The organism is Tumebacillus lipolyticus, from assembly GCF_042682745.1.
GTDB lineage: Bacteria > Bacillota > Bacilli > Tumebacillales > Tumebacillaceae > Tumebacillus_A > Tumebacillus_A lipolyticus.
Genome location: NZ_JBHUIO010000008.1, coordinates 58,429 through 78,778 on the forward strand (window position 1 = coordinate 58,429; position 20,350 = coordinate 78,778).

Annotated in this window: 24 protein-coding genes; 6 read left to right on the top strand and 18 right to left on the bottom strand. The window is 55.3% G+C overall.

Annotated features, from left to right (window positions below):
• Positions 1–8: 8 nt before the first annotated feature.
• The 3 genes from ACFSOY_RS12690 to tpx all read left to right on the top strand — a co-directional run bounded on the left by ACFSOY_RS12690 (position 9) and on the right by tpx (position 2,233).
• Entirely contained in the window at positions 9–809 is an 801-nt protein-coding gene (locus ACFSOY_RS12690) for an alpha/beta fold hydrolase (protein WP_386047175.1), read from the top strand.
• Between the two features lie 44 nt (positions 810–853).
• On the top strand, positions 854–1,621 hold the full coding sequence (ymfI, locus tag ACFSOY_RS12695) for an elongation factor P 5-aminopentanone reductase (protein ID WP_386047177.1): 768 nt from the start codon (positions 854–856) through the stop codon (positions 1,619–1,621).
• 93 nt (positions 1,622–1,714) lie between these two features.
• On the top strand, positions 1,715–2,233 hold the full coding sequence (tpx, locus tag ACFSOY_RS12700) for a thiol peroxidase (protein ID WP_386047179.1): 519 nt from the start codon (positions 1,715–1,717) through the stop codon (positions 2,231–2,233).
• A gap of 119 nt (positions 2,234–2,352) precedes the next feature.
• On the opposite strand, the gene erpA is transcribed toward tpx, so the two are convergent.
• The 3 genes from erpA to ACFSOY_RS12715 all read right to left on the bottom strand — a co-directional run bounded on the left by erpA (position 2,353) and on the right by ACFSOY_RS12715 (position 3,803).
• Positions 2,353–2,715 carry an iron-sulfur cluster insertion protein ErpA gene (gene erpA, locus ACFSOY_RS12705; RefSeq protein ID WP_465336541.1) on the bottom strand — a complete coding sequence of 121 codons (363 nt, stop codon included), beginning with the start codon at positions 2,713–2,715 and terminating at the stop codon, positions 2,353–2,355.
• A 78-nt stretch (positions 2,716–2,793) separates the two neighbouring features.
• A complete protein-coding gene (locus tag ACFSOY_RS12710) occupies positions 2,794–3,246 on the bottom strand; it encodes a hypothetical protein (RefSeq protein ID WP_386047181.1) in 453 nt (150 codons plus the stop codon).
• A 104-nt stretch (positions 3,247–3,350) separates the two neighbouring features.
• On the bottom strand, positions 3,351–3,803 hold the full coding sequence (locus ACFSOY_RS12715) for a pyridoxamine 5'-phosphate oxidase family protein (protein WP_386047183.1): 453 nt from the start codon (positions 3,801–3,803) through the stop codon (positions 3,351–3,353).
• A gap of 185 nt (positions 3,804–3,988) precedes the next feature.
• Here ACFSOY_RS12715 and ACFSOY_RS12720 point away from each other — a divergent pair, with 185 nt between their 5' ends.
• Positions 3,989–4,147 (top strand): hypothetical protein, encoded by a 159-nt coding sequence (locus ACFSOY_RS12720; RefSeq protein ID WP_386047185.1) that lies wholly within the window; start codon positions 3,989–3,991, stop codon positions 4,145–4,147.
• Positions 4,148–4,190: 43 nt separating this feature from the next.
• On the opposite strand, the gene ACFSOY_RS12725 is transcribed toward ACFSOY_RS12720, so the two are convergent.
• The 12 genes from ACFSOY_RS12725 to ACFSOY_RS12780 all read right to left on the bottom strand — a co-directional run bounded on the left by ACFSOY_RS12725 (position 4,191) and on the right by ACFSOY_RS12780 (position 14,909).
• Entirely contained in the window at positions 4,191–4,442 is a 252-nt protein-coding gene (locus ACFSOY_RS12725) for a YuzB family protein (RefSeq protein WP_386047187.1), read from the bottom strand.
• Entirely contained in the window at positions 4,421–6,259 is a 1,839-nt protein-coding gene (gene typA / locus ACFSOY_RS12730) for a translational GTPase TypA (RefSeq protein ID WP_386047189.1), read from the bottom strand. Before typA ends, ACFSOY_RS12725 begins: the two co-directional genes overlap by 22 nt.
• Positions 6,260–6,365: 106 nt before the next feature.
• The gene (gene modB / locus ACFSOY_RS12735; protein WP_386047191.1) at positions 6,366–7,022 is read right to left on the bottom strand and encodes a molybdate ABC transporter permease subunit; all 657 of its coding nucleotides are present in this window, start codon (positions 7,020–7,022) and stop codon (positions 6,366–6,368) included.
• 4 nt (positions 7,023–7,026) lie between these two features.
• On the bottom strand, positions 7,027–7,809 hold the full coding sequence (modA, locus tag ACFSOY_RS12740; protein ID WP_386047193.1) for a molybdate ABC transporter substrate-binding protein: 783 nt from the start codon (positions 7,807–7,809) through the stop codon (positions 7,027–7,029).
• 228 nt (positions 7,810–8,037) lie between these two features.
• On the bottom strand, positions 8,038–9,975 hold the full coding sequence (abc-f, locus tag ACFSOY_RS12745) for a ribosomal protection-like ABC-F family protein (RefSeq protein ID WP_386047195.1): 1,938 nt from the start codon (positions 9,973–9,975) through the stop codon (positions 8,038–8,040).
• A 109-nt stretch (positions 9,976–10,084) separates the two neighbouring features.
• Positions 10,085–10,219, bottom strand: a complete 135-nt coding sequence (locus ACFSOY_RS12750; protein ID WP_386047197.1) for an RAxF-45 family protein — start codon at positions 10,217–10,219, stop codon at positions 10,085–10,087.
• Between the two features lie 79 nt (positions 10,220–10,298).
• On the bottom strand, positions 10,299–10,802 hold the full coding sequence (lspA, locus tag ACFSOY_RS12755; protein WP_386047198.1) for a signal peptidase II: 504 nt from the start codon (positions 10,800–10,802) through the stop codon (positions 10,299–10,301).
• A 33-nt stretch (positions 10,803–10,835) separates the two neighbouring features.
• The gene (locus ACFSOY_RS12760) at positions 10,836–11,273 is read right to left on the bottom strand and encodes a GNAT family N-acetyltransferase (protein ID WP_386047200.1); all 438 of its coding nucleotides are present in this window, start codon (positions 11,271–11,273) and stop codon (positions 10,836–10,838) included.
• A gap of 91 nt (positions 11,274–11,364) precedes the next feature.
• Positions 11,365–11,655, bottom strand: coding sequence for a ferredoxin family protein (locus ACFSOY_RS12765; RefSeq protein ID WP_386047202.1), 291 nt, complete (start codon positions 11,653–11,655; stop codon positions 11,365–11,367).
• On the bottom strand, positions 11,652–12,953 hold the full coding sequence (locus ACFSOY_RS12770) for an FAD-dependent oxidoreductase (RefSeq protein WP_386047204.1): 1,302 nt from the start codon (positions 12,951–12,953) through the stop codon (positions 11,652–11,654). Before ACFSOY_RS12770 ends, ACFSOY_RS12765 begins: the two co-directional genes overlap by 4 nt.
• A gap of 12 nt (positions 12,954–12,965) precedes the next feature.
• Positions 12,966–14,054 (bottom strand): electron transfer flavoprotein subunit alpha/FixB family protein, encoded by a 1,089-nt coding sequence (locus ACFSOY_RS12775; RefSeq protein WP_386047205.1) that lies wholly within the window; start codon positions 14,052–14,054, stop codon positions 12,966–12,968.
• A 24-nt stretch (positions 14,055–14,078) separates the two neighbouring features.
• Positions 14,079–14,909, bottom strand: coding sequence for an electron transfer flavoprotein subunit beta/FixA family protein (locus ACFSOY_RS12780; RefSeq protein ID WP_386047206.1), 831 nt, complete (start codon positions 14,907–14,909; stop codon positions 14,079–14,081).
• A 246-nt stretch (positions 14,910–15,155) separates the two neighbouring features.
• Here ACFSOY_RS12780 and ACFSOY_RS12785 point away from each other — a divergent pair, with 246 nt between their 5' ends.
• Both ACFSOY_RS12785 and ACFSOY_RS12790 read left to right on the top strand, forming a co-directional pair.
• Entirely contained in the window at positions 15,156–16,439 is a 1,284-nt protein-coding gene (locus tag ACFSOY_RS12785; RefSeq protein ID WP_386047208.1) for a helix-turn-helix domain-containing protein, read from the top strand.
• Complete coding sequence (locus ACFSOY_RS12790) at positions 16,436–16,627, top strand: hypothetical protein (RefSeq protein WP_386047210.1); 192 nt, start codon at positions 16,436–16,438, stop codon at positions 16,625–16,627. Before ACFSOY_RS12785 ends, ACFSOY_RS12790 begins: the two co-directional genes overlap by 4 nt.
• A gap of 30 nt (positions 16,628–16,657) precedes the next feature.
• Here ACFSOY_RS12790 and ACFSOY_RS12795 read toward each other — a convergent pair whose 3' ends face one another.
• From ACFSOY_RS12795 to ACFSOY_RS12805, 3 genes are all read right to left on the bottom strand, one after another.
• Positions 16,658–16,933, bottom strand: a complete 276-nt coding sequence (locus ACFSOY_RS12795) for a hypothetical protein (protein ID WP_386047212.1) — start codon at positions 16,931–16,933, stop codon at positions 16,658–16,660.
• Positions 16,934–17,056: 123 nt separating this feature from the next.
• Entirely contained in the window at positions 17,057–17,851 is a 795-nt protein-coding gene (locus tag ACFSOY_RS12800) for an alpha/beta fold hydrolase (RefSeq protein ID WP_386047214.1), read from the bottom strand.
• 125 nt (positions 17,852–17,976) lie between these two features.
• Positions 17,977–20,106: a diguanylate cyclase gene (locus tag ACFSOY_RS12805; RefSeq protein WP_386047216.1), complete on the bottom strand. Its 2,130-nt coding sequence runs from the start codon at positions 20,104–20,106 to the stop codon at positions 17,977–17,979.
• Positions 20,107–20,350 lie beyond the last annotated feature (244 nt).

A 20,350-nucleotide genomic window follows, 5' to 3' on the forward strand; every position in this document is an offset into this window, starting at 1 on the left:
AATGCCAAATGCCCCGCTTTGAACATGCAGGTATCTCGCACTACTACACGATCATCGGCGCCGGATTTCCGATGATCTTCATCCACGGGCTGGGGTTGAACCATCAAAACTGGCTCGGTCAAGTCCCGGTGTTCGCCAAGCAGTTCACGGTGATCACCTATGACATTCGCGGACATGGTGGGACGGGCAGCTCACATCGACCGATCGAGATCAGGGATCTGAGCGAAGACTTGCGAGCCCTCTGCGCACATCTGAAGATCAGCAAGGCGTTTCTGGTCGCCTACTCCTCAGGAACGCTGATCGCCGAGCAATTTGCCCTCGATCATCCGGACATGATCGCCGGCCTCTGTCTGATCGGCGCCCATGCGAGAGTGCACGGAGTTCCGATGGTGATGAAGTCCACCCTGTCGAAATGGATTGTGCAAGCGAAGATGTACAAGCTGATGGCCTATTCGGTCGCCCATTCCAATGCGGAAAATCTGGTCCAGCGCGGCTTTTTCTACCGCATCGCCAAACGGGTGGAGCCCACAGAGGCGATTCGCATCATCGAAGCCACGAATCACTTTGTCTCCTCCCGCGAAGTTTCGGCAATTCGGTGCCCCGTGTTGCTGGTCAACGGCAACAAAGACAAAGCGACCGAAACGTTTGCCCGCGAGTTTGTCAAACGGATGCCCAACGCGGAGATCGCCGTCGTCGAAGGTGTCAAACATGCTGTCGCCACGCGCACGACGGCCGCTTTCAATTCGATCTTGCAAGATTTTGTCGACCGCATCGAGCTGCCTCGCGATCACTCCCTCCTGTTTTATTGAGTGTGGTACAATCGAGGGACATGTGAGCAGAGGAAGTGCATTCGATGAACCACTCATCTCTTCAATCAAAGCCGCTTGCGGGCGGACATGCGATCGTGACCGGAGCCGCTCGCGGCATCGGGCGAGCGATCGCCATCTCGCTTGCCGAGGCGGGCGCAAGCGTCGTCGTCAACTACAAAAGTTCTGCTGCAGCTGCCGAGGAGACGGTCGAAGCTTGCCTCCGATCAGGGGGCCAGGCGCTCGCGGTGCAAGCGGATGTCAGCCGCCCCGAGCAGGCGGCACAACTGGTGGAGGCGGCAGTTCGCCGCTTTGGCACGCCGCAGATCTTGGTCAACAATGCGGGCATCGCGCGGACAGGGCTCCTGATCGACACGTCTGTCGAAGCGTGGGATGAACTGATCGATGCCAATCTGAAAGCGCCCTTTTTGTGCACCCGCGCCGTGTTGCCACACATGATCCGCGAACAGTACGGAAGGATCATCAACTTGTCGTCGATCTGGGGGATCACCGGCGGCTCCTGCGAAGTGCCTTACTCGGCCGCCAAAGGGGGCATCATCTCGTTTACCAAAGCGCTCGCCAAAGAGGTCGGGCCCTCCGGCATCACCGTCAACTGCGTCGCACCAGGCGCGGTGATGACCGACATGCTGAGCAATCTGAGCGCAGAGGACATCGCGCGGATCGCAGACGAAACGCCGATCGGACGCATCGGCACGCCAGACGATATCGCGCACCTCGTTCGCTTTTTGACGATGCCAGCCTCTTCGTTCATCACCGGACAGGTGATCTCTCCCAACGGTGGGCTTGTCACCTAAATTTCATCTTGCAGCGGATGAACATTTTTGCAAGATCGGGTATGATAGTATCGGATACATAGAAAAAGCAGATATCGAGGAGGTTCTTCACTTATGACCACAGCAGCAGAACGTCAAGGCATCACATTTAAAGGGAACCCTGTCACCCTGCAAGGCAACGAGATCAAAGTGGGCGATCAAGCTCCGAACTTCAGCGTGCTGGCGAAAACGCTGGCACCGGTGACGCTGGAAGACTCCAAAGGCACCGTGCGCATCATCTCCGTCGTACCTTCGGTCGACACAGGTGTGTGCGACGCACAGACTCGCCGCTTCAACGAGGAAGCTGCAAGCCTGAACAACACGACGATCCTGACCGTATCGGTCGACCTGCCGTTTGCGCTCGGCCGCTGGTGTGCAGCTGCTGGGATCGACAAGGTGGAGACCGTTTCTGACCACCGCGACCTTTCCTTCGGCCTCGCTTACGGCGTTGTGATCAAAGAGCTGCGCCTGCTCGCTCGCTCCGTGTTCGTCGTCGACTCTTCCGACAAAGTGGTTCACGTCGAGTACGTGTCGGAAGTCACCAACCATCCGAACTACGAAGCTGCGATCGCCGCTGCCAAAGCTGCGAAATAATCTGGCTCTGTCCAACAAAAGCCCGCTCCAGCGATGAAGGATCACCGCCTTGGAACGGGCTTTTTTTCACAGAAACAAAAACACCGCACGCAAGATGCGTACGGTGGCATTGCGAAAGCTTAGCTGCAGGATCCCGGTTTGCCACCATCTCCTGCCGTGCGGAAAGAAGAACCGCAACCGCAGGTCGAAGTTGCGTTCGGATTCTCAATTTTGAAGCCTGCGCCCATCAGAGAATCGACGTAGTCAACGACCGCACCATCGAGGTACTGACCGCTCATTTCGTCGACAACAACCTTCACGCCGCTCAGTTCGTACTCTGCATCGTTATCTTTGCGCTCATCGAGAGCCATGCCATAGCTGAAGCCAGAGCATCCGCCCGATTTGATAAAGATGCGAAGCGCCAAGTTCGGGTTGTCCTTCTGAGCCAACAGGGCCGAAACCTTCTCTGCTGCTGTTTCGGTCAAGGTTACCATGTGACTCACCTCCTCTACTAATATTGCCTCTTCAGCATACCCGATATGCTGGCAAATGTACAGTTTCCCCTCCAAAAGCGACCACTTTTAGCGTTTTATCATGTAGAAGCACGACATTCGGTTATCCCATGCAACCTCTGCCATCTCCATCGTGATGTCACCTCGCGAGACGAGACTGTACAATTGTGCCAAGCTTTCGATCTCGATGATCTTGCGATTCATTTTGTTCAGATACCACTCACCCGACTCATTTTCCTCAACCTTTCCCGCATAGGCTAGATTGAGGCGGTCGGAGAGATCGTCACCGACAAACGTTTCGATCACCGCCGAGTATTTGTACGCCGAATCTATAAACATCATATGTTTTGTTAACAAGCCTTGTTGCTTCACCTCCGCCAATCTCTCGATGGCGGACACCATCTTCTCCGCCGCTTCAGATTGCTTGTACTCCTGATAAAGCTCCGTCACATCTTTCCCGGCCGCGTCAAACACCTTTCCGTTTTTCATCGTCAGTGGATATGAAAAAGGCTTTTCCAACATCCGTCCCTCCTCAGGGTGTGACATGTTATGTATACTTGATGTGCTTGGAAAAAAAGGCACGTCCTCATCGCTGAGAACTGCCCATTTTCTCCTCACATCCTCAACTACTTGCGCAACGCCGAATAAATCTCAGCATCATATTTCTCTGCCAGCGCTTTGTCATACGTCTTGTCAAAAACCAATTCGTTCGTCAGCTTCCCACCGTAAAACATCACATCGCGAACCGCTTCCACCTTGATCTCCACGCCCGCCATGTTCAGTGCACAGCCTTCGAGCTTGTCGACATACTTTTTGGCGCGGCCTGTCACCGCTGTCGCCGTGCCCAGACCGAGCACCGTCACGGTGACGCGATCATCCTTGGCGATGTTGAGCAACAGCTTGGATCGTCCGTCGATCGCCAAGCGCAAGGTGGTCGAGTCGGTGGCGAGCACCCACGAAATGCAGAGGATATTGGGTGAACCATTTTCCGCATCGATCGAAGCGAGCGTAACGATGCGCTCTCCTTGCAGAAAATTCACCAGATTCTCATCGAGTTGGTTTGATACTTGTTCAGCCATCCCAAAAGCGCCCCTTTCCTCTCACAGCTGGTGTTGCCAAGACTTTCTATAAGTCATTATAGCACCTTTTGTCTTTTCCCATACGTGGGTGAACAGAATCTGTCACGAATAGGAAGTGCGCTCGACTCACATTCTAACGGGTGGAACGAAGCGACCTTCGATTCCATCCCAAAGGAGGTATTGCGGTGCATACCACGCATTCTCGCATCGATGACATCGTCCCGTGTTGGAACGAGGATCCGGTGGCGGCGAACCATCTCGCGGAAGAGGATTGGCTTGAGGCGGGTCGTCAACGAGCAAAAGAGGCAGTACCTCTTGTCAGTATGGACGAACAAATGGCTTGAGCGTCGTCACAGGTTCACAGCGACAGAAAAAGACCCTGACAGTTTATGTCAGGGTCTTTTTCGCCAGACAGGCGCGCAGCTTCTCTTCAAATTCTTGCAGATCATCGCCTGCGACCAGCTCATCCATCACAAAGGCGAACGGTCGTGCGGCACACTCTCCACAATTGGTGAGACAACCATAGCGCGAGACGATCCACTCCGGGTGTTCTTCACGCAGCTTCAAAAAGAGCTCCTGCGTGAAGGACATTAAGTTCCCATTGCAAAAGTCGAGCCTTATCCGTTGATCTTCGCCCATTTCTTCTCCTTATCAAAACGGTCGCGCTCGTTCTTCTTGAGATATTTTTTGCGCAGGCGCACCGATTTTGGCGTGACCTCACAATATTCATCATCATTCAGGTATTCGAGCGCTTCTTCCAGCGACATGATGCGCGGCACTTTCAAGCGAGTGGTCTCGTCTTTCGTCGCCGAGCGAACGTTTGTCGCCGCTTTCGTCTTGCACGGATTGACGGTCAGGTCCGAATCGCGGTTGTGCTCGCCGACGATCATGCCCTCGTACACTTCTGTGCCCGGGTGGATGAACATGACGCCGCGGTCTTCCAGCCCTTCAATTCCGTACGTGCTCGCCGTTCCGGTCTCGGCTGCGACAAGCACGCCAACGTGACGCCCTTCGATCAGCCCTTTGGTCGGGAGGTAGCTGTGGAAAGAGTGGTTCATGATCCCAAAGCCGCGGGTGATCGTCAAAAACTCGGTGCGGAAGCCGATCAGACCGCGTGCGGGAATCAAGAACTCCAGGCGAACGTTGCCGTTTCCGTAGTTGATCATGTTGGTCATGTCCGCTTTGCGCAGGCCGAGACGCTCCATGACCGGTCCCATGTGATCTTCTGGAACGTCGATCAAGAGATGCTCGAACGGCTCGCACTTCTCGCCATCGATCTCCTTGAAGATGACCTGCGGCTTGGAGACTGCCAGCTCATACCCTTCGCGGCGCATCGTCTCGATCAGGATCGACAGGTGCAATTCACCGCGCCCCGAAACGACAAATGCGTCGGGGGAGTCGGTGTCATCCACGCGCATCGACACGTCCGTCTCCAGCTCCTGGTACAGGCGATCGCGCAGTTTGCGCGAGGTGACATGCTTGCCTTCCTGACCCGCAAAAGGCGAATCGTTGACGATAAAGGTCATCTGCAAGGTCGGCTCGTCGATGTGCAAGAGCGGCAGCGCCTCCTGCGTGTTGAGGTCGGAGATCGTCTCGCCGACATTCAGTTCGCCGAGGCCGGAGAAAGCGATCAGATCGCCCGCTTGCGCCTCTTCGATCTCGATCCGGTTCAGACCGCGGAATCCGAACAGCTTGACGACGCGCTGGCGCTCCACCTTGCCGTCGCGCTTCATGACGGCTACCTGTTCGTTCACTTTGACTTTCCCGCGGTGAACGCGGCCGATGCCGATCCGACCGAGATAGTCGTTGTAGTCGAGCATGTTGACCTGAATTTGCAGCGGCTCATCCGGATCGACGTTCGGCGACGGGATGTGCTCGATGATCGCGTCATAGAGCGGCTTCATGTCGGTGCCCGGTTGATTGTAGTCGAGCATCGCGTAGCCGTTGAGCGCCGAAGCGTAGATCACCGGGAACTCCAGTTGGTCTTCGTTCGCATCGAGCTCGATGAACAGTTCGAGCACCTCGTCGATCACCTCTTCAGGGCGAGCGGTCGGACGGTCGATCTTGTTCATGACGACGATCGGTTTCAAATCCTGTTCGAGCGCTTTGCGCAAGACGAACTTGGTCTGCGGCATGACGCCTTCAAATGCATCGACGACGAGCAATACACCATCAACCATTTTCAAAATCCGCTCAACCTCACCGCCGAAGTCGGCATGGCCGGGGGTGTCGACAATGTTGATCGTGTAGTCACCATAGCTCACGGCAGTGTTTTTCGCCAAGATGGTGATGCCGCGTTCACGTTCAAGATCGTTAGAATCCATCACGCGTTCCGAGATCTGTTCGTTTGCACGGAAGATCCCAGATTGTTGCAAGAGCTTGTCGACAAGGGTGGTTTTCCCGTGGTCGACGTGGGCAATGATCGCAATATTTCGAAGAGCCTCTTGATGCTTCATAAATTCCTCCTACATAATAGCCTGCATACAGAAACGCCTTTCCCATTCTGCCACAGAATTTAAATTCGTGCCACTACAAATCCATCAGAAAAAGACAGCTGGGGCATTAGATAGTCTTAGCCCCAAGCCGTCTTATCAACCACATCATCAGAAAGGAAAAGAGAAACAGGCAGAGCACCCAGGCGTAGGCGAGCTGATTTTCACCGCTTTCGACCGCATTGTAGATGCCGAGTGGCAATGTTTGCGTCCGCCCCGGGATGTTGCCTGCGACCATCAGCGTTGCGCCAAATTCGCCCAACGCGCGCAAAAAGCTGAGCAGGATGCCAGAGAGAAGAGCTGGCCATGCGAGGGGTAGCGTCACATGCCAAAGCACCTGCCAACCGTTTGCCCCAAACGTTGTCGCGATCGCCTCCATCTCCTCATCGATCAGCTCAAAGCCAAGCTTGGCCGCTTGATACATCAAGGGGAACGAGACGACCGCACCTGCGATCACCGCCGCATACCACGTAAACAGCAGGCCCCCGCTGTCGGGCATCCATCGACCGATCCCCGAGCTGCCCAGCAGCACCAACAGACCGAAGCCGACGACGGTCGGCGGCATCACCATCGGCAGGAGCAGGAGCGACTCGATCATCGATTTGCCCCGAAACTGCTTGCGCGCCATCCACTTTCCGGCAAGAGTTCCGAGCAGCACGGTGAGCAGGGTGGAGCATCCGGCCACCTGCAGCGAGAGCCAGACTGGCGACCAGAACGAATCCCCCATCTTTCTACTTGGTCTCCTCGATCGCGAATCCAGCTTTTTTCAGCACTTCTTGCGCATGAGGCTTGCTGAGGTATTCGAGCAGTTGTTTCGCCTGATCCTGATGCTTGCTGTTCTTCAGCACAGCCAGCGGGTAGACGATCGGGGAATGCGAATCTTTCTCTGCCGTCGCGACGATCTTCACCTTACCGGAGGTGAGCGCGTCGGAGCGGTAGACCAGCCCCGCATCCACATCGCCGCGCTCCACATAGGTGAGCACCTGTTTGACATCTTTGCCAAACACCGCTTTCGGCTGAACAGCCTCCCATGCCTGATAGAAGGTGAGCGCCTCCTGAGCATATTTGCCGGCCGGAACAGTCTCCGGCGTACCCAGCCCGATCTTTTTCACATCGGGGGTGGCGAGGTCGGGGAATGCTTTCAATTTCAGCTCTTTGTCAGCAGGCACGATCAGCACAAACTGATTGACTGCCGCATCGCGCCTCGTCCCTTCCAACAACAGACTCTGTTTTTCCAGCGCGTCCATCTGCCCCTTGCCAGCCGACCAGAACAGATCGGCCGGAGCACCTTGCTCGATCTGCTTCTGCAGCGTGCCTGACGCGCCCAGATTGATCGAGATCGTCACGTTTTGGTGCTCCGCTTCAAAATCTTTCTTGATCTCCTGCAGCGGCTCTGCCAGGCTGGCAGCCGCCGAGAGGAGAATTTCCACCTTCTCCGGTGCAGCCTCCGGGGACGAGCAGCCCCAGGCGAACAGTGCGGTGAGCAAAAAGAAAAGCAATGATTTTTTCATCATGTCAGACAGACACTCCTCGCTCGGTCGTTTGCTAGTCTGATCTTACCAAGTGATACCAATGTAGGCAACAGGCTGTGCGCTCCTGCAGCTCGCAGGTACGCTCGCGATTTTGCATAAGATGTGCGTCGCATCGCTGCTCATGCAACCCCGTCTCGCCTGCAGGCGCTAGGAAATCGCACCGCTCTGTCGGCGGGCACGCGATCCGCTCAGATGCTCACATGCTCCTGTTCACTCTTCAGATGCCAACCATGCTGCCAAAGCATCTTCCAGCTTCGCCTGCACGCTGTCTCGCTCAGCGCAAAGCTCGTTCAGCTTACTTGCATCGGAGCTGATCGACGGGTCGAGCAGCGCCTGCTCAAGCTCGTTCAACTCCGCTTCCAGCGAGATGACCTGCTCCTCCAGCTGCGCTTTTCGATAGGGGTTGACCTTTTTCAGCTGCTTCGATTCGGTCAGACTGCTCTCCCGCTCCTGCTGAGCTGTTGGGACTGCCGGCGGCTCTGGCACAGACAGAGGTCGCTCAGGCACGGACAGCGACCGCTCCGCCACCTTTTCCTTGTAAAAGTCGAAATCGCCAAGATAGCGCGTGAGACTGCCGCCTTCCAGCGCCCAGATCTTGTGGGCGAGACGGTTGATAAAATAGCGATCGTGCGAGATCACCAAGAGCGTGCCGGGGAAATCGTCCAACGCCTCTTCCAGCGCCTCTCGCGATACGATATCAAGGTGGTTGGTCGGCTCATCGAGCAGGAGCAGATTGGGCTTTTGAAACATCAGCAGCGCCAACCGCAAGCGGCTCCACTCGCCGCCCGACAGGTTTTTGACCTGACGAAACACGTCTGGCCCATAGAACAGGAACCTCGCGAGCTGCCCCCGCGCCTGCCCCTCTTCCATCCTGACCGCCTCTTTGAAGAACTGCAAGACGCTCTTCGCTTCCTCTTTTGGCGCTTCCTCCTGAGCGAGATAGCCCACTTCCACCCGCGCTCCCAAGCGGACAAGGCCGGAGCTCGGCGCCTCAAGGCCGAGAATCATCTTGAACAGCGTGCTCTTTCCCGCTCCGTTGTCACCGATCAGAAACACCCGTTCCCCATAGGCCAGCACATCGTTCACACCGGCAAAGAGCGTCCGTTCGCCGAACGCCTTCTCCGCCTCTTCCAGCAGCACGACCTGCTGACCGGAGCGGTCTTTCATCTGCCAGCTCAGTTCCATCGCCTCTTGTTCCAGCTTCGGGCGCTTCAATTTCTCCATCCGGTCGAGCGCCTTCTGCATCGAAGCGGCTCGACGGTGAAACTTGGGGTTTTGCGGGTTGCGGCGTCCCCATTCGATCAGTTGCTTGATCGTCTCCTGCATCTTCTTGATCTTCTTCTGCTGCTCCTGATAGTCGGCAAACTCGTTGAGCAGCCGCGCTTCCTTCTCCTGCTGGTACCCGCTGTAATCGGTGTGATAGGTGAACGCTTCACCATCTTCGATCTCGATCACCTTGGTGACCACCTTGTCAAGAAAATAGCGGTCATGGGAGATGGCGATGATCGTGCCCTGATAGTCGCGCAGATAGCCTTCCAGCCACTCGATCGCCTTCATGTCCAGATGGTTGGTCGGCTCATCGAGCATCAGCAGGTCCGGCTGTTCCAGCAAGAGCGCCGCCAGCCCGATCTTGGTCTTTTCTCCGCCCGACAGCGAGGCAAAGGGGCGCTGCAGCTGCTCTTTCGGCACGCGCAGCCCCTCGACCACTCGATCGATGTTCGCTTCCATCTCGTATCCGCCCTCGCGCTCAAACTGCTCCCGCAGGCGGTCGTACTCTGCTAACACCGCCTCCAGCTTGGCGGCCTGTTCGTAGATCGCCGGGTCGGCCATCGCCTTTTCCAGCTCCCCGATCTGGCTCTGACACTCGCGCAACCCTGCATAGCCGCGAGCGATCACATCGTAGACGGTCGTGCGATCTCCATAGTCGGGAATCTGTGACAGCGTCCCGATCTTCGTTCCTTTGCGGATATGAATCTGTCCGCCATCTTGCGCCTGCTCGCCGCTGATCAGCTTGAACAGCGTGGTCTTCCCTTCTCCGTTTCGTCCGATCAAGCCGACGCGCTCACGCTGTCTGATCTCCAGCGTGATATCAGCAAATACCAAATTGGCACCATAATATTTTTGAACGTGTTGTACGCTTACCATCATCTCAAACTTCCTCCTTCGGGTGATGCTCCTCCCCGAACGAACAAGCAAAAGGCCGCAGGGAAATTCCCCGCGGCCTTCGTCATACCATCCGTTGTGGTCAAGGCAGGAGTCATTTCTCAATTTGATCAACAATCGTTTTGTTAAAAATGGGCAGACTGATCCCGTGAATCGTCACATCCGCAAATTTGCCAAACATTGCACGTGGCAATTGGCTCAAACGATCGTTGATGAACAGAGTATTCATCCTACCTTCACCCCCTTTACAAAATAGATACGATCAGTATACTCCATACTTTTCCGTTTGACAACGGTGTTTTTGATTTTCATTCGGCAGACCGTTCAGCGGCGAGTCGTTTCGCCGCCCGCCTCCGCTTCCAGCTGACCAGCAACAGTCCGATCAGCCCCAGGTACAGCCCATAGCGAATCCCTTTGTCGGCCAAATTGAAAATATAGCTCTTGTCGATCGGATTGATAAAGTCGATCACATGGCCATAGAACACCCGATCGAATAGATTCCCGATCGCGCCGCCGAGCATCATCCCCAGGCCGAGCTGCAGCACCAGGTTGTTGTCATGCTGCCCTTTTCGCATATACCAGATGAGCGCGAGGATCGCCAAGCTGGACACGATGATCAAAAATCCGAGCTGACCGCTGAAAATGCCACCCGCCGCCCCCGGGTTGTAGTAGAGCGTCCAATCGTACCAGCCGTCGATGCCCGGCACGCTCTCGCCGACTTGCAGCGTTCGCTCCGCCCATACTTTCGTCACCCGGTCGACAGCGAAGACGAAGCAAGTGGAGATCCAAAACACCAGCTGGCTTCTGTTCATCCTCTCGCCCCTCCTCTTTGTCGAACCTTTTGCTCAGTCCTGTTTCACCATTCGCACATGCCAGATGCCCGCATCTAAAAACGGCTCTGTTGAGACGGTCGTATACCCGAGCTTCTCATAAAACTTCTCTGCGTGCGTCTGCGCTTCCAAGACGAATTTACAATAGCCTCGCGAACGCCCGATCTCTTCCAGCTTCTGCATGACGGCCGCCCCATATCCTTTGCCGCGCCCTTCTGCGCGGACGGCGATGCGCTCCAGCTTCCCCGTGTCTTCCGCATATTGACGAATCCGGCCGGTCGCGATCGGAACGCCGGTCTCATCAAACGCGAGCACGTGGGTCGCCTCATTTTCATGCTCGTCAACTTCGATGTCCAGAGGTACGCCCTGTTCATGAACAAAGACGATCATCCTGATCTCCAGCGCATGTTGAAATTGTTCTTCTGTCATGATCTGCTCTGTGCGGATTCTCATCAGATTGGCTCCTCCCTTTTCATACCACTCCTTTCATCTTAACAAAAAGAGCCCTCGCTGGAAACGAGAGCCCCACTGTTTTCTCCGAACATCAACCGAACTTGTAGGTGATGCCATGACCGCCCTTTGGATAGACCCACTCGATGTTGTAGTCGGGACAGCCGAGGCGGCAGGTGCCGCACTCGATGCAGTTTTCAAACGCGACCTGCGTGGTCAGATCGCGCCAGGAGTAGACATCTGCCGGACAGAAGTCATTGCACTCCTTCGTCGGACACTTGGCGCACACCTGCTGATCTTTGATGATCAGGTGTGAGATGTCGTCCACCTTGTACCGAATCGTATACAGCTTTTCTTCGATCGATGCGCCTTTGTTCTCACTCATCCGTTGATCGCCCTCCATCCTTTCCAGCCCAGCTTGAGCAGATCCCATGTGCCGCCCGCCGTCTGCTTGATATGGTCGATCGCAAAGCGCTGTTTCGACACCTTGCTCTTCCCGTCCACCTTGAGCATCTCAAACGCCGCCTCGTTGATCGCCCGCGGAAGTTCGGAGAAGAGCAGCTTCGGGTCGATCTCGTTCAACAGCCCGTGCAGACCTTGATACTTCTTCAGATCTTTGCGGATGAACGATTGAGCGACTTTGCGGTCATACAACGACAGGGATGTTCTGGAAAAGTCGCTCAGCTCTTTGGCTGCGATGATCGCCTCAGCAGCAAAGCGGCCGGAGGTCATCGCCAGATTGGTTCCTTCTCGATGGACGAAGTTGACCAACTGCGCCGCGTCGCCGCAGATGACCCAACCGTCTCCAGACAGTTGGGGCACCGCCTGCAACCCGCCCTCCGGGATCAGGTGACCCGCATATTCCTTCGTCTCCCCGCCTTGTATCAGCTTACGTATCGCCGGGTGGTTTTTGACCTGCTCCAAGAGGTGATAGGGCTTGACCCTGCTCTTTTTTAGGTCGGACACCATCACGCCGATGCCGAGAGAGATCGACTCTTTGTTGGTGTAGAGGAAGCCGAGGCCGGTCATTCCCGCTGATGTCTCCCCGGCAAACTCGATCGTCGCCCCTTCATCCCCCTCCAGCCCGAATCGATCGAGAATCTTCTCTTTGGGCAGGAAGATCTGCTCTTTCACCGCGAGCGATACCTGATCGGGCGCCCACTCTTTATGAATGCCGAGCGACTTGCCAAGCAAGGAGTTCACACCATCTGCGATGACCACCACATCTGCGTACAGATCGCCATGCTCGCGGTCTGTGCGCACTCCGACCACCTTGTTGCCTTCGCGAATCAGCTCCAGCGCGACCGTCTCATAGACGGGCAGAGCACCCGCCTCTACCGCCTTGTTCGCAAACCATTGATCAAACTTGACGCGCATCCCCGTCCAGCAGTTCGCCGGCTCCTTAAAGCCTTCGTTTCGGTGCCCGAGCTTCGTCACCGAGTCTCTGCCCATGATCCATAAGTTTTGCTCGATGATCTTGCGCTCAAGCGGCGCCTCTTTCCAAAACTCTGGCACGATATCCTCCAGCTGTTTTCGATAGAGCACGCCGCCAAATACATTTTTCGAACCGGGGAACTCGCCGCGCTCCAAGAGCACGACAGACAGTCCTGCCCGCGCCATCGCAAGCGCGGCGGCAGCGCCAGCCGGACCTGCGCCCACGATCACCGCATCAAACTTTTCCATCCGCTTCCCCTCCTACTCGACAACCTCATGTGGTACTTGCTGACTGAGAGCTGCAGACCGCTGCGCTCTGACCGCCTGGGTCAAGGCGGGGACGATCTGAAACAGGTCTCCGACGATCGCATAGTTCGCCACTTTGAAGATCGGCGCATCCTGATCGTGGTTGATGGCGATGATGCAGTCGGAGTTTTGCATGCCGACCAAATGTTGCACCGCTCCGGAGATCCCGATCGCGATATACAGCTTGGGGCGCACCGTGTATCCTGTCTGCCCGACCTGATGCGCATGTCCGATCCAGCCGGCATCGACCGCCGCGCGCGATGCCCCGACGACGCCGCCCAACGCATCGGCCAGCTCCTGCAGCAGCTTGAACGGCTCTGGGCCACCGAGGCCCCGACCACCGGCGACGATGATCTCCGCCTCTTCGAGGTGAAAGCGATCTGTCGCTTCGATAAATTGGAGCACTCTCGTTTCAATCTCCTCTTCAGACAGCAGAGAAGAAACTTTTTGAACCTCCCCTTTTCGAGCGGAGTCGTAGGGCGCCGCTTCAAACACGCCGGCGCGCGCAGTCGCCATCTGCGGTCGATAGCGCTTGCAGAGGATCGTCGCCAACATCTTTTCGGAGAATGCGGGGCGTGAGGCGAGCAACAGCCGGCTCGGATGCGGCTCCACATCGAGGATCGTGCAATCGGCCGTGAGCCCGGTCGGCAGATGGGTGGCGATCGCTCCCGCCAAGTCACGTCCTGTGGCTGTTGCACCAAACAGCACGATCTCCGGCTTCACTTCCCGGATCACGTGCAGCGCAACCCGAGAATAGGGCCTTGTGCGATACTCGTTTAGCTCGGGGGCATCTGCCAGATACACGCGATCCGCCCCGTACGCGATCGCGTCTGTCGCCAATCGATCGACGCTCTGTCCGATGACGAGCGCGATCAGTTCAACCTCTAACTTGTCGGCCAGCTTGCGCCCTTCTCCGAGCAACTGCCAAGAGACGTTCTTTGCCTCACCTGCCCGCTGCTCGATAAAGATCATCACGCCTCGGTATTCTGACCAGTCGGGCATCTCATCCTGCTTGCTGCTTTCTTTCTTGCTCTCTTCCACCATGTGAGTTGACACCTCCCCTTTTGCTCACCAGCCGAAGCGCACTGGCAATTCTGTCTTCCAAAGCTGCGCCACCAGTTTGCCCGCAATCACTTCGGCAGTCTGTCCCTCCACAAACTCGGTGCTCACCTGCTTCGACTCCGGCACCCACGTCTTGGCGACGATCGTCGGAGATCCTTTCAGCCCGATCTTGCTCCTGTCAAGCTCCGGAAAATCTTGAGTCGTCCAGATCGTCGGCTGAAAACGAGCTGCCCGAATCATGCCTGGCAGCGGGGCGCGACGAACATCGTTCAACTCTTTGAGCGCGGTGATCAGGACGGGCAGCTTCGCCTCCACCACTTCCACCCCGTCTTCGAGCAGGCGATTTACGGTGATGCGTCCAGTCTCCACATCGATCTGCTCAACTTTTGACACGTAGGTCAGCTGCTCCAGATCGAGGCGACAAGCGACGCCCGGCCCAACCTGTCCCGTGTCGCCATCGAGCGTCTGCTTGCCGCAGAAAACGATGTCAACCTGCCCAAACACTTCTGCCACCTTGCGGATCGAAAGTCCTAACACGTAGGAGGTTGCGAGCGTGTCGGCACCCGCAAACCCGCGGTCGGTGATGAGCACCGCTTCGTCCGCGCCGAGCGAAATGCACTGTTTGAGCGACTTCACGGCTGGCGGCGGCCCCATGCAGACCACCGTCACCTTTGCTCCGAGCGTCTCCTTGATCCGCAGCGCTTCTTCAAGTCCATGCATGTCATAAAAGTTAGCAATCGCCGGCACCCCGTCGCGAATCAGCGTATTCGTCTTCGGGTCGATGCGGATTTCCCGCGAGTCCGGCACCTGTTTCACGCAGACCACGATATGTAGCATCCTGACTTCCCCCTCAGCGTTTGTCCTACTTCGATACATATGTAAAAGCTGTGCCGTATATGAGGAAAAAAGAGATGTCAGATAACCTTACACAAAATACTTATATCCAATGATTTTTATCACCTAAACTAACTCCAAGTTTCGTTTCGTTAACGTGATTTATATTTATAACTAAACCTCTCTTTCGTTTGCATAATGAACCTTATATAATGAGACTCAGATAGCGATAGACATTGGAGGTTGTATATGGAATCTCTTGGCCAAAAGATCAGACAGCGTCGGCTGGAGAGAGGACTCACCCAGAGCCAACTCGCCGAAAGTTTGGTTAGCGCCAGCGCGATCTCACAGATCGAAGGGGACAAGATCAACCCGTCCTACAAGCTACTCTGTCAGATCGCGGAACGTCTTGAGGTTCCTCTCGACTATTTCTTGTCTGAGACGGGGGAGTATCTGGAGCAGGTGACTTCCCATAAGCTTGCCAAGACGCTCATCATGGCGAAAGAATATGCCAACGCCGTTCCGATTTTAGAAAATCTATTAACTTCAAACGCTGGTGAGGAGCTCGATCTGCTGATGGATCTAGCCACTTGCCTGATTCATTTAGACGTGCTTACCACCGCCAAAGAACTGCTGGAAAAAGTGATCACCATGTCGCTGAAAGCGGATGATCATCGCGCACACGTGTGGGCGCTGCATCGACTTGGCCTCGTGTTTTTTGAGCAGCAGAACACATCGCTTGCGATGCACTATTGGCAACGAGCCTACGACTATCTGCTCGAAGCCGGCGTGAGCGACCAATTCCTGCGGGCGGAGATCACCACCAACCTCGCGCTGACCTACAACCGTCTTGGTTATTACGATCGGTCGACCCACCTGTTCCTCAATTCGCAAGATCTGTTGAAGAACTCGTCCAACCTGTACCACTTGGCGACCAACTATCTCGGGCTCGGGCGCTCTCACTATGGCAAGAAACAGTACAAAGAGGCGCAGGAGTACTGGCAGGAAGCGATCACGATCTTCAAGAGTCTCGACCACATCCAATATTCGATTCAGGTGAAGGAGAACTTCGGGATCCTGCGAGGCGAGCTCGGAGAAAATGAGGAAGCGTTAGAGATTCTTCTTGAGTGCGTCAAACATTATCGTGAGCTCGGCCTGGAACAGCAGCTGTCCAACACATTTGCGGAGATTGCCAAAGTGTTGATACGTCTCGGGCGTACCGACGAGGCGAGCGATGCTTTGAACCAAGCGTTCGAGCATTGCGAACCAGACTCGATGTATTACGCACAATGCTGCAATGTGCGCTCGCTCCTCTATGCCAGCCTGCATCAATATGCGGAAGCGATCGAAGCGGCACGAGAAGGGTCAGGGATCTTTCGCAAATTGGAAATGATCCATGAGTATCACAAGATGAGACTTCACATCAGCGACCTGTTCAAAACATTGGGCGACTACAAGTCTTCCACCGAGATCTTGGAAGAAACCCAACACTTTATACAACATTTTTTTCGAGAAAAGGGGATCTTGTTATGAAAAAACTGATGATTACCACACTTCTGTTCGCATCTCTCCTCTCCGTCGGTCTTGTCATCAACGCGGAGAAAACTGCATTCATCAACGATGGGAAACCTCTCTCGCAAAAAGAGGTCTGTTTTGTCAACGACGGCAAGCCGATCGTCAGCTTTGTCAACGATGGCAAGCCGCTCTTCGCTCGCGGATAAGATCAGACTGATCGCAAAAGGCCGCTCCATTTAGGAAGCGGCCTTTTCATGATCTTCTTCTCGATCCCGTCTCGCTCTGCTTGCGACCCTCTCCTCGCGCACCTCCTCTTCCAGTCGCGCGAGCCGCTCTTGCTCCTCAAGTGAGACGCGCATGCCTTGATCTGTCCACATGTAGGAATAGGGTCCGCCAAACGGCACCATCATGTGGTGTGACAGATCGACAGAGCCTAACGCTTGCCAGCAGACGAGCAAAAAGGCGGCCACGCCGGTCATCACTTTGCGAATCCACTTTCTCAAAGCATCCATCGTCGCACCTCCCCTACCTACCTTACGCATGCTTTTCATCGCCTAGAAGCGGCTCCGCTCAGCTTTGTGACCCACATCCTCAGGCAGACGGGCTGTCTCACTCGTCTGGAGTCACCGCTTCGCTCATCCTTTCGCGACCGCATCAGTTGCACCGAACCGCTCGGAAAAATAGTCTGTCAGCGCCTGTAGCATTTGTTCCGGCTGCTCAATCTGCGGGACATGCGCCGATCGCTCCAGCACGACCAACCTCGCCTGCGGTATGCGTTCTGCGATCGCCTCACCGATCTCTCGGGGGATCACTCCGTCATGCTTTCCCCAGACCACGAGCGCTGCCACGCTGATCTCCTGAAGGCGGAAAAGCAGATTTTGCTCCTCTGTGGCAGCTAACAAACGCTCGTACAGGCGCCTCGCCGTACGATCTGCCGCACGAGCTTGATCTGTCCGCAGCCCGACAAACCTCCCGGGCTGATAAAACATCCGCACGTCCTTCTCCGCATCTGTCAGCACAGGCCAAGCGGGCAACTGCACCTCTGACAGCTGAACGCCAGACGTGCAGATCAGCACCAGCCCACACACGCGCTCAGGAGTCTGGAGCGCCGCCTCCAGTGCGATCCTTCCGCCCAACGAGTTGCCGATCCAGATCGCATCTGCAACTCCGAGCGCATCGAGCACCCGACAGGCAAACGGAGCCAATTGATGCAGATCACCAACCGTTTCCGGCAATTCGCCCTCGCCACAGAGACCGGGAACTTCGATCGAGATCATGCGCCCCCATCGGCTCAAACCTCTCAGCTGATAGGCCCACACTTTTGCCGAACCCCCAACTCCAGGCAAAAAGAGGGCGGTTCGGCTTCCTTGCCCCCGTTGCTCGTACACCATTACCTCCCGACCATCCACTTCGACCGAGTATCGTTTCATGCTTCACATCCTCTTCAAGTGCTCCTGCCCCAATTGTACAGAATCGAACGCCTTTTTTCAGGAGTTTGTCTGCGACAAAACGCTCGCTTTCCAATAATAAAGACCCACCTAAGTGGGTCTGACGGTCAACTCGTCTGCTCATCGTGATCATAATGTGCACGCAATCCATCGATGCGCTCGAAAATACTCGCTTCTTCCTCGCTCGAATTCATCTGTGTGACTTTGATGTCACAGGCGACGAGCAGGTTGGCCGGAGAGAACGCGTGTCCGGCGCAGGCGTCTTGAATCCGAGCTTGCACCAGCTCGACCTCCTTGGCGGTAAGCCCTTTGACGATGACGAGGAACTCATCGTCCAGATACCGGCAGATCAGATCATCGGTGCGCATCGTACGCCTGAGCACAAACGCTGTATCGACCAACACCTGATTGCCAACTTCAAATCCATACCGCTCGTTGATCTGCCGCAAGCCACGAATATCGACCAGCAGAAACGAGATCGGATAATTTTTTTCTTGATCACAGAGCGAGCGCAGCTTGCGACGCAGGTAATGCATCGTGTAAAGTCCAGTCTGGCTGTCGACAAACAGCCGCTGGTCGTATTCCCCCATATACTGGGCAATCCGATTTCTCCCCATCTCCTTCGCACCCCAGTAGAGCGCCTGATCCGCTTTTTCCAGCAGATCGCTCGGAGAGATCGCATCGTGCTCAAGCTGATGCGCGATGCCGCCAGAGATGGTGATGTTTTTCACCGTGTGCTCCTGATAGGAAAACTGGTGGGTTTCGATCTTCTGCCGCACTTGTTCTGCCAGCGCCAACGCTTGCTGGCTATTCAGGCGACCGATCGCCACAAACTCCTCCCCGCCATAGCGAGCCAAGAGCAGATCATGCGGTTCCAGCACCGCTCTGATCACCTTGGCGACCTGGCGCAACACCTCATCTCCCACCATGTGACCATAGATGTCGTTATACGTTTTAAAGTGGTCAATATCGAAGATCAGCAAGCACAGATCTTTTTTCGATCGATCCCCCGCCTGAAAGCGTTGATGTAGCTGATCGTAGAAATACTGGTAATTGTACAATCCGGTGAGCTGATTGGTAACGGCTGCCCGCTCCAACTCCTCATAGACATGATTTCGATCGAGGATGATCGAGACCTGGCTGGCCAGGAATCGCAACTGATCCTGATGAGCTTTGCGAAAGCCATGCGAGCTTCGCTTCCACAGACAGATGATGCCAAACACTTTCGACTGCCCGGCCAGCGGGATCAGCAACATCGACTTCGCTTCCGCTCCCGGAAGCAACCAGTCGATGTTTTGCAGTTCCTGATGGATCTGCACCGCGTTGAAAGCGACCGCTCGCTCCAACAGCGGATGAGCGATCTGCTCATACACCTTCCCCTCTTGATCCACCGCCCGATAGGAACCGTCCGCTTGACGCTCCAGAAGCAAGCCGTTCGGTGAGTCGGTAAACTCTTGAGCCATCTGGAAGGTCTCCTGATAGATCGAACGCAGCTCCTTGGAACTGGCCAAATCCAAGCATGACTGGTTGATTCGATTCGCCCATTGCAGGCGGTTGAACGATCTGATCAGATAGGTCATAATGCCGACGGGAACCATCAGAATACAAAGCGTCCAAATGCCTGCAAACGGATGCATCACATAGCCGACAAAGGCGAGCGGAAACACAACCAGATAGACGAGCACCTCCCAGCGCAGCGCCTCGACGCACGTCTTGAGATTGAAGTGCGAGCTTTCCAGAAACAGCATCAGGTTGATGATCAGATGATTGAGGATATAGAATACCGCTCCGACGGTGAACAGTTTGGCAATCGCGTTGACCGTTCCCGTCTGTGCTGTGAAAGAAGGAGAGAAAAGGGCGGCGAACACCCAGAATCCAGCAAGCAAACAGATCACTTTGATCGCCGGATTCAGCAACACAGTCGTCTTGCGAGTTCCGCGCAAGAGCACCAGGGAAGCGATCAACTCTCCAAAAAAATTAACCCAAAGGGTGGTCGTGACATCATAGGCGAGCACAAAGTAAAACAGGAACACCAGCTCTAAGCTGACCAGCATCGACGGAAGGGTGACAGGAAAAAGGACGGTCAAAGCGATCAGCGGCACAGCGATCAACAGCACTCCACCAAAATCTGCGGTCAACTCAACAGGATGCTGGAACAGAACAACCAGTGCCGTCCCGATCAACAACAGTTCAAACGATCTTGCTGTAATTCCCCACCATCTCCCACTAAACTTCACCAGGTTTCATCCTCCGTCTCCAAAGAGTAATCCCCTGCACCTAGGCGTATATATATGAGATCGCACTAGGATTTTGCATTGAATATTCTACAGAGAAGTCGTTTCACCTTCTAAAAATAGGAATAGCTAGCAATAATTTGACTTAATTTTATAGGTCGTTTGATCTAATATCATTCAGATAAAATGAAACTTTTGCCCTATGATCGGTATAATCGTCCCACTCGTCAATTGCTGCTCCCAGATG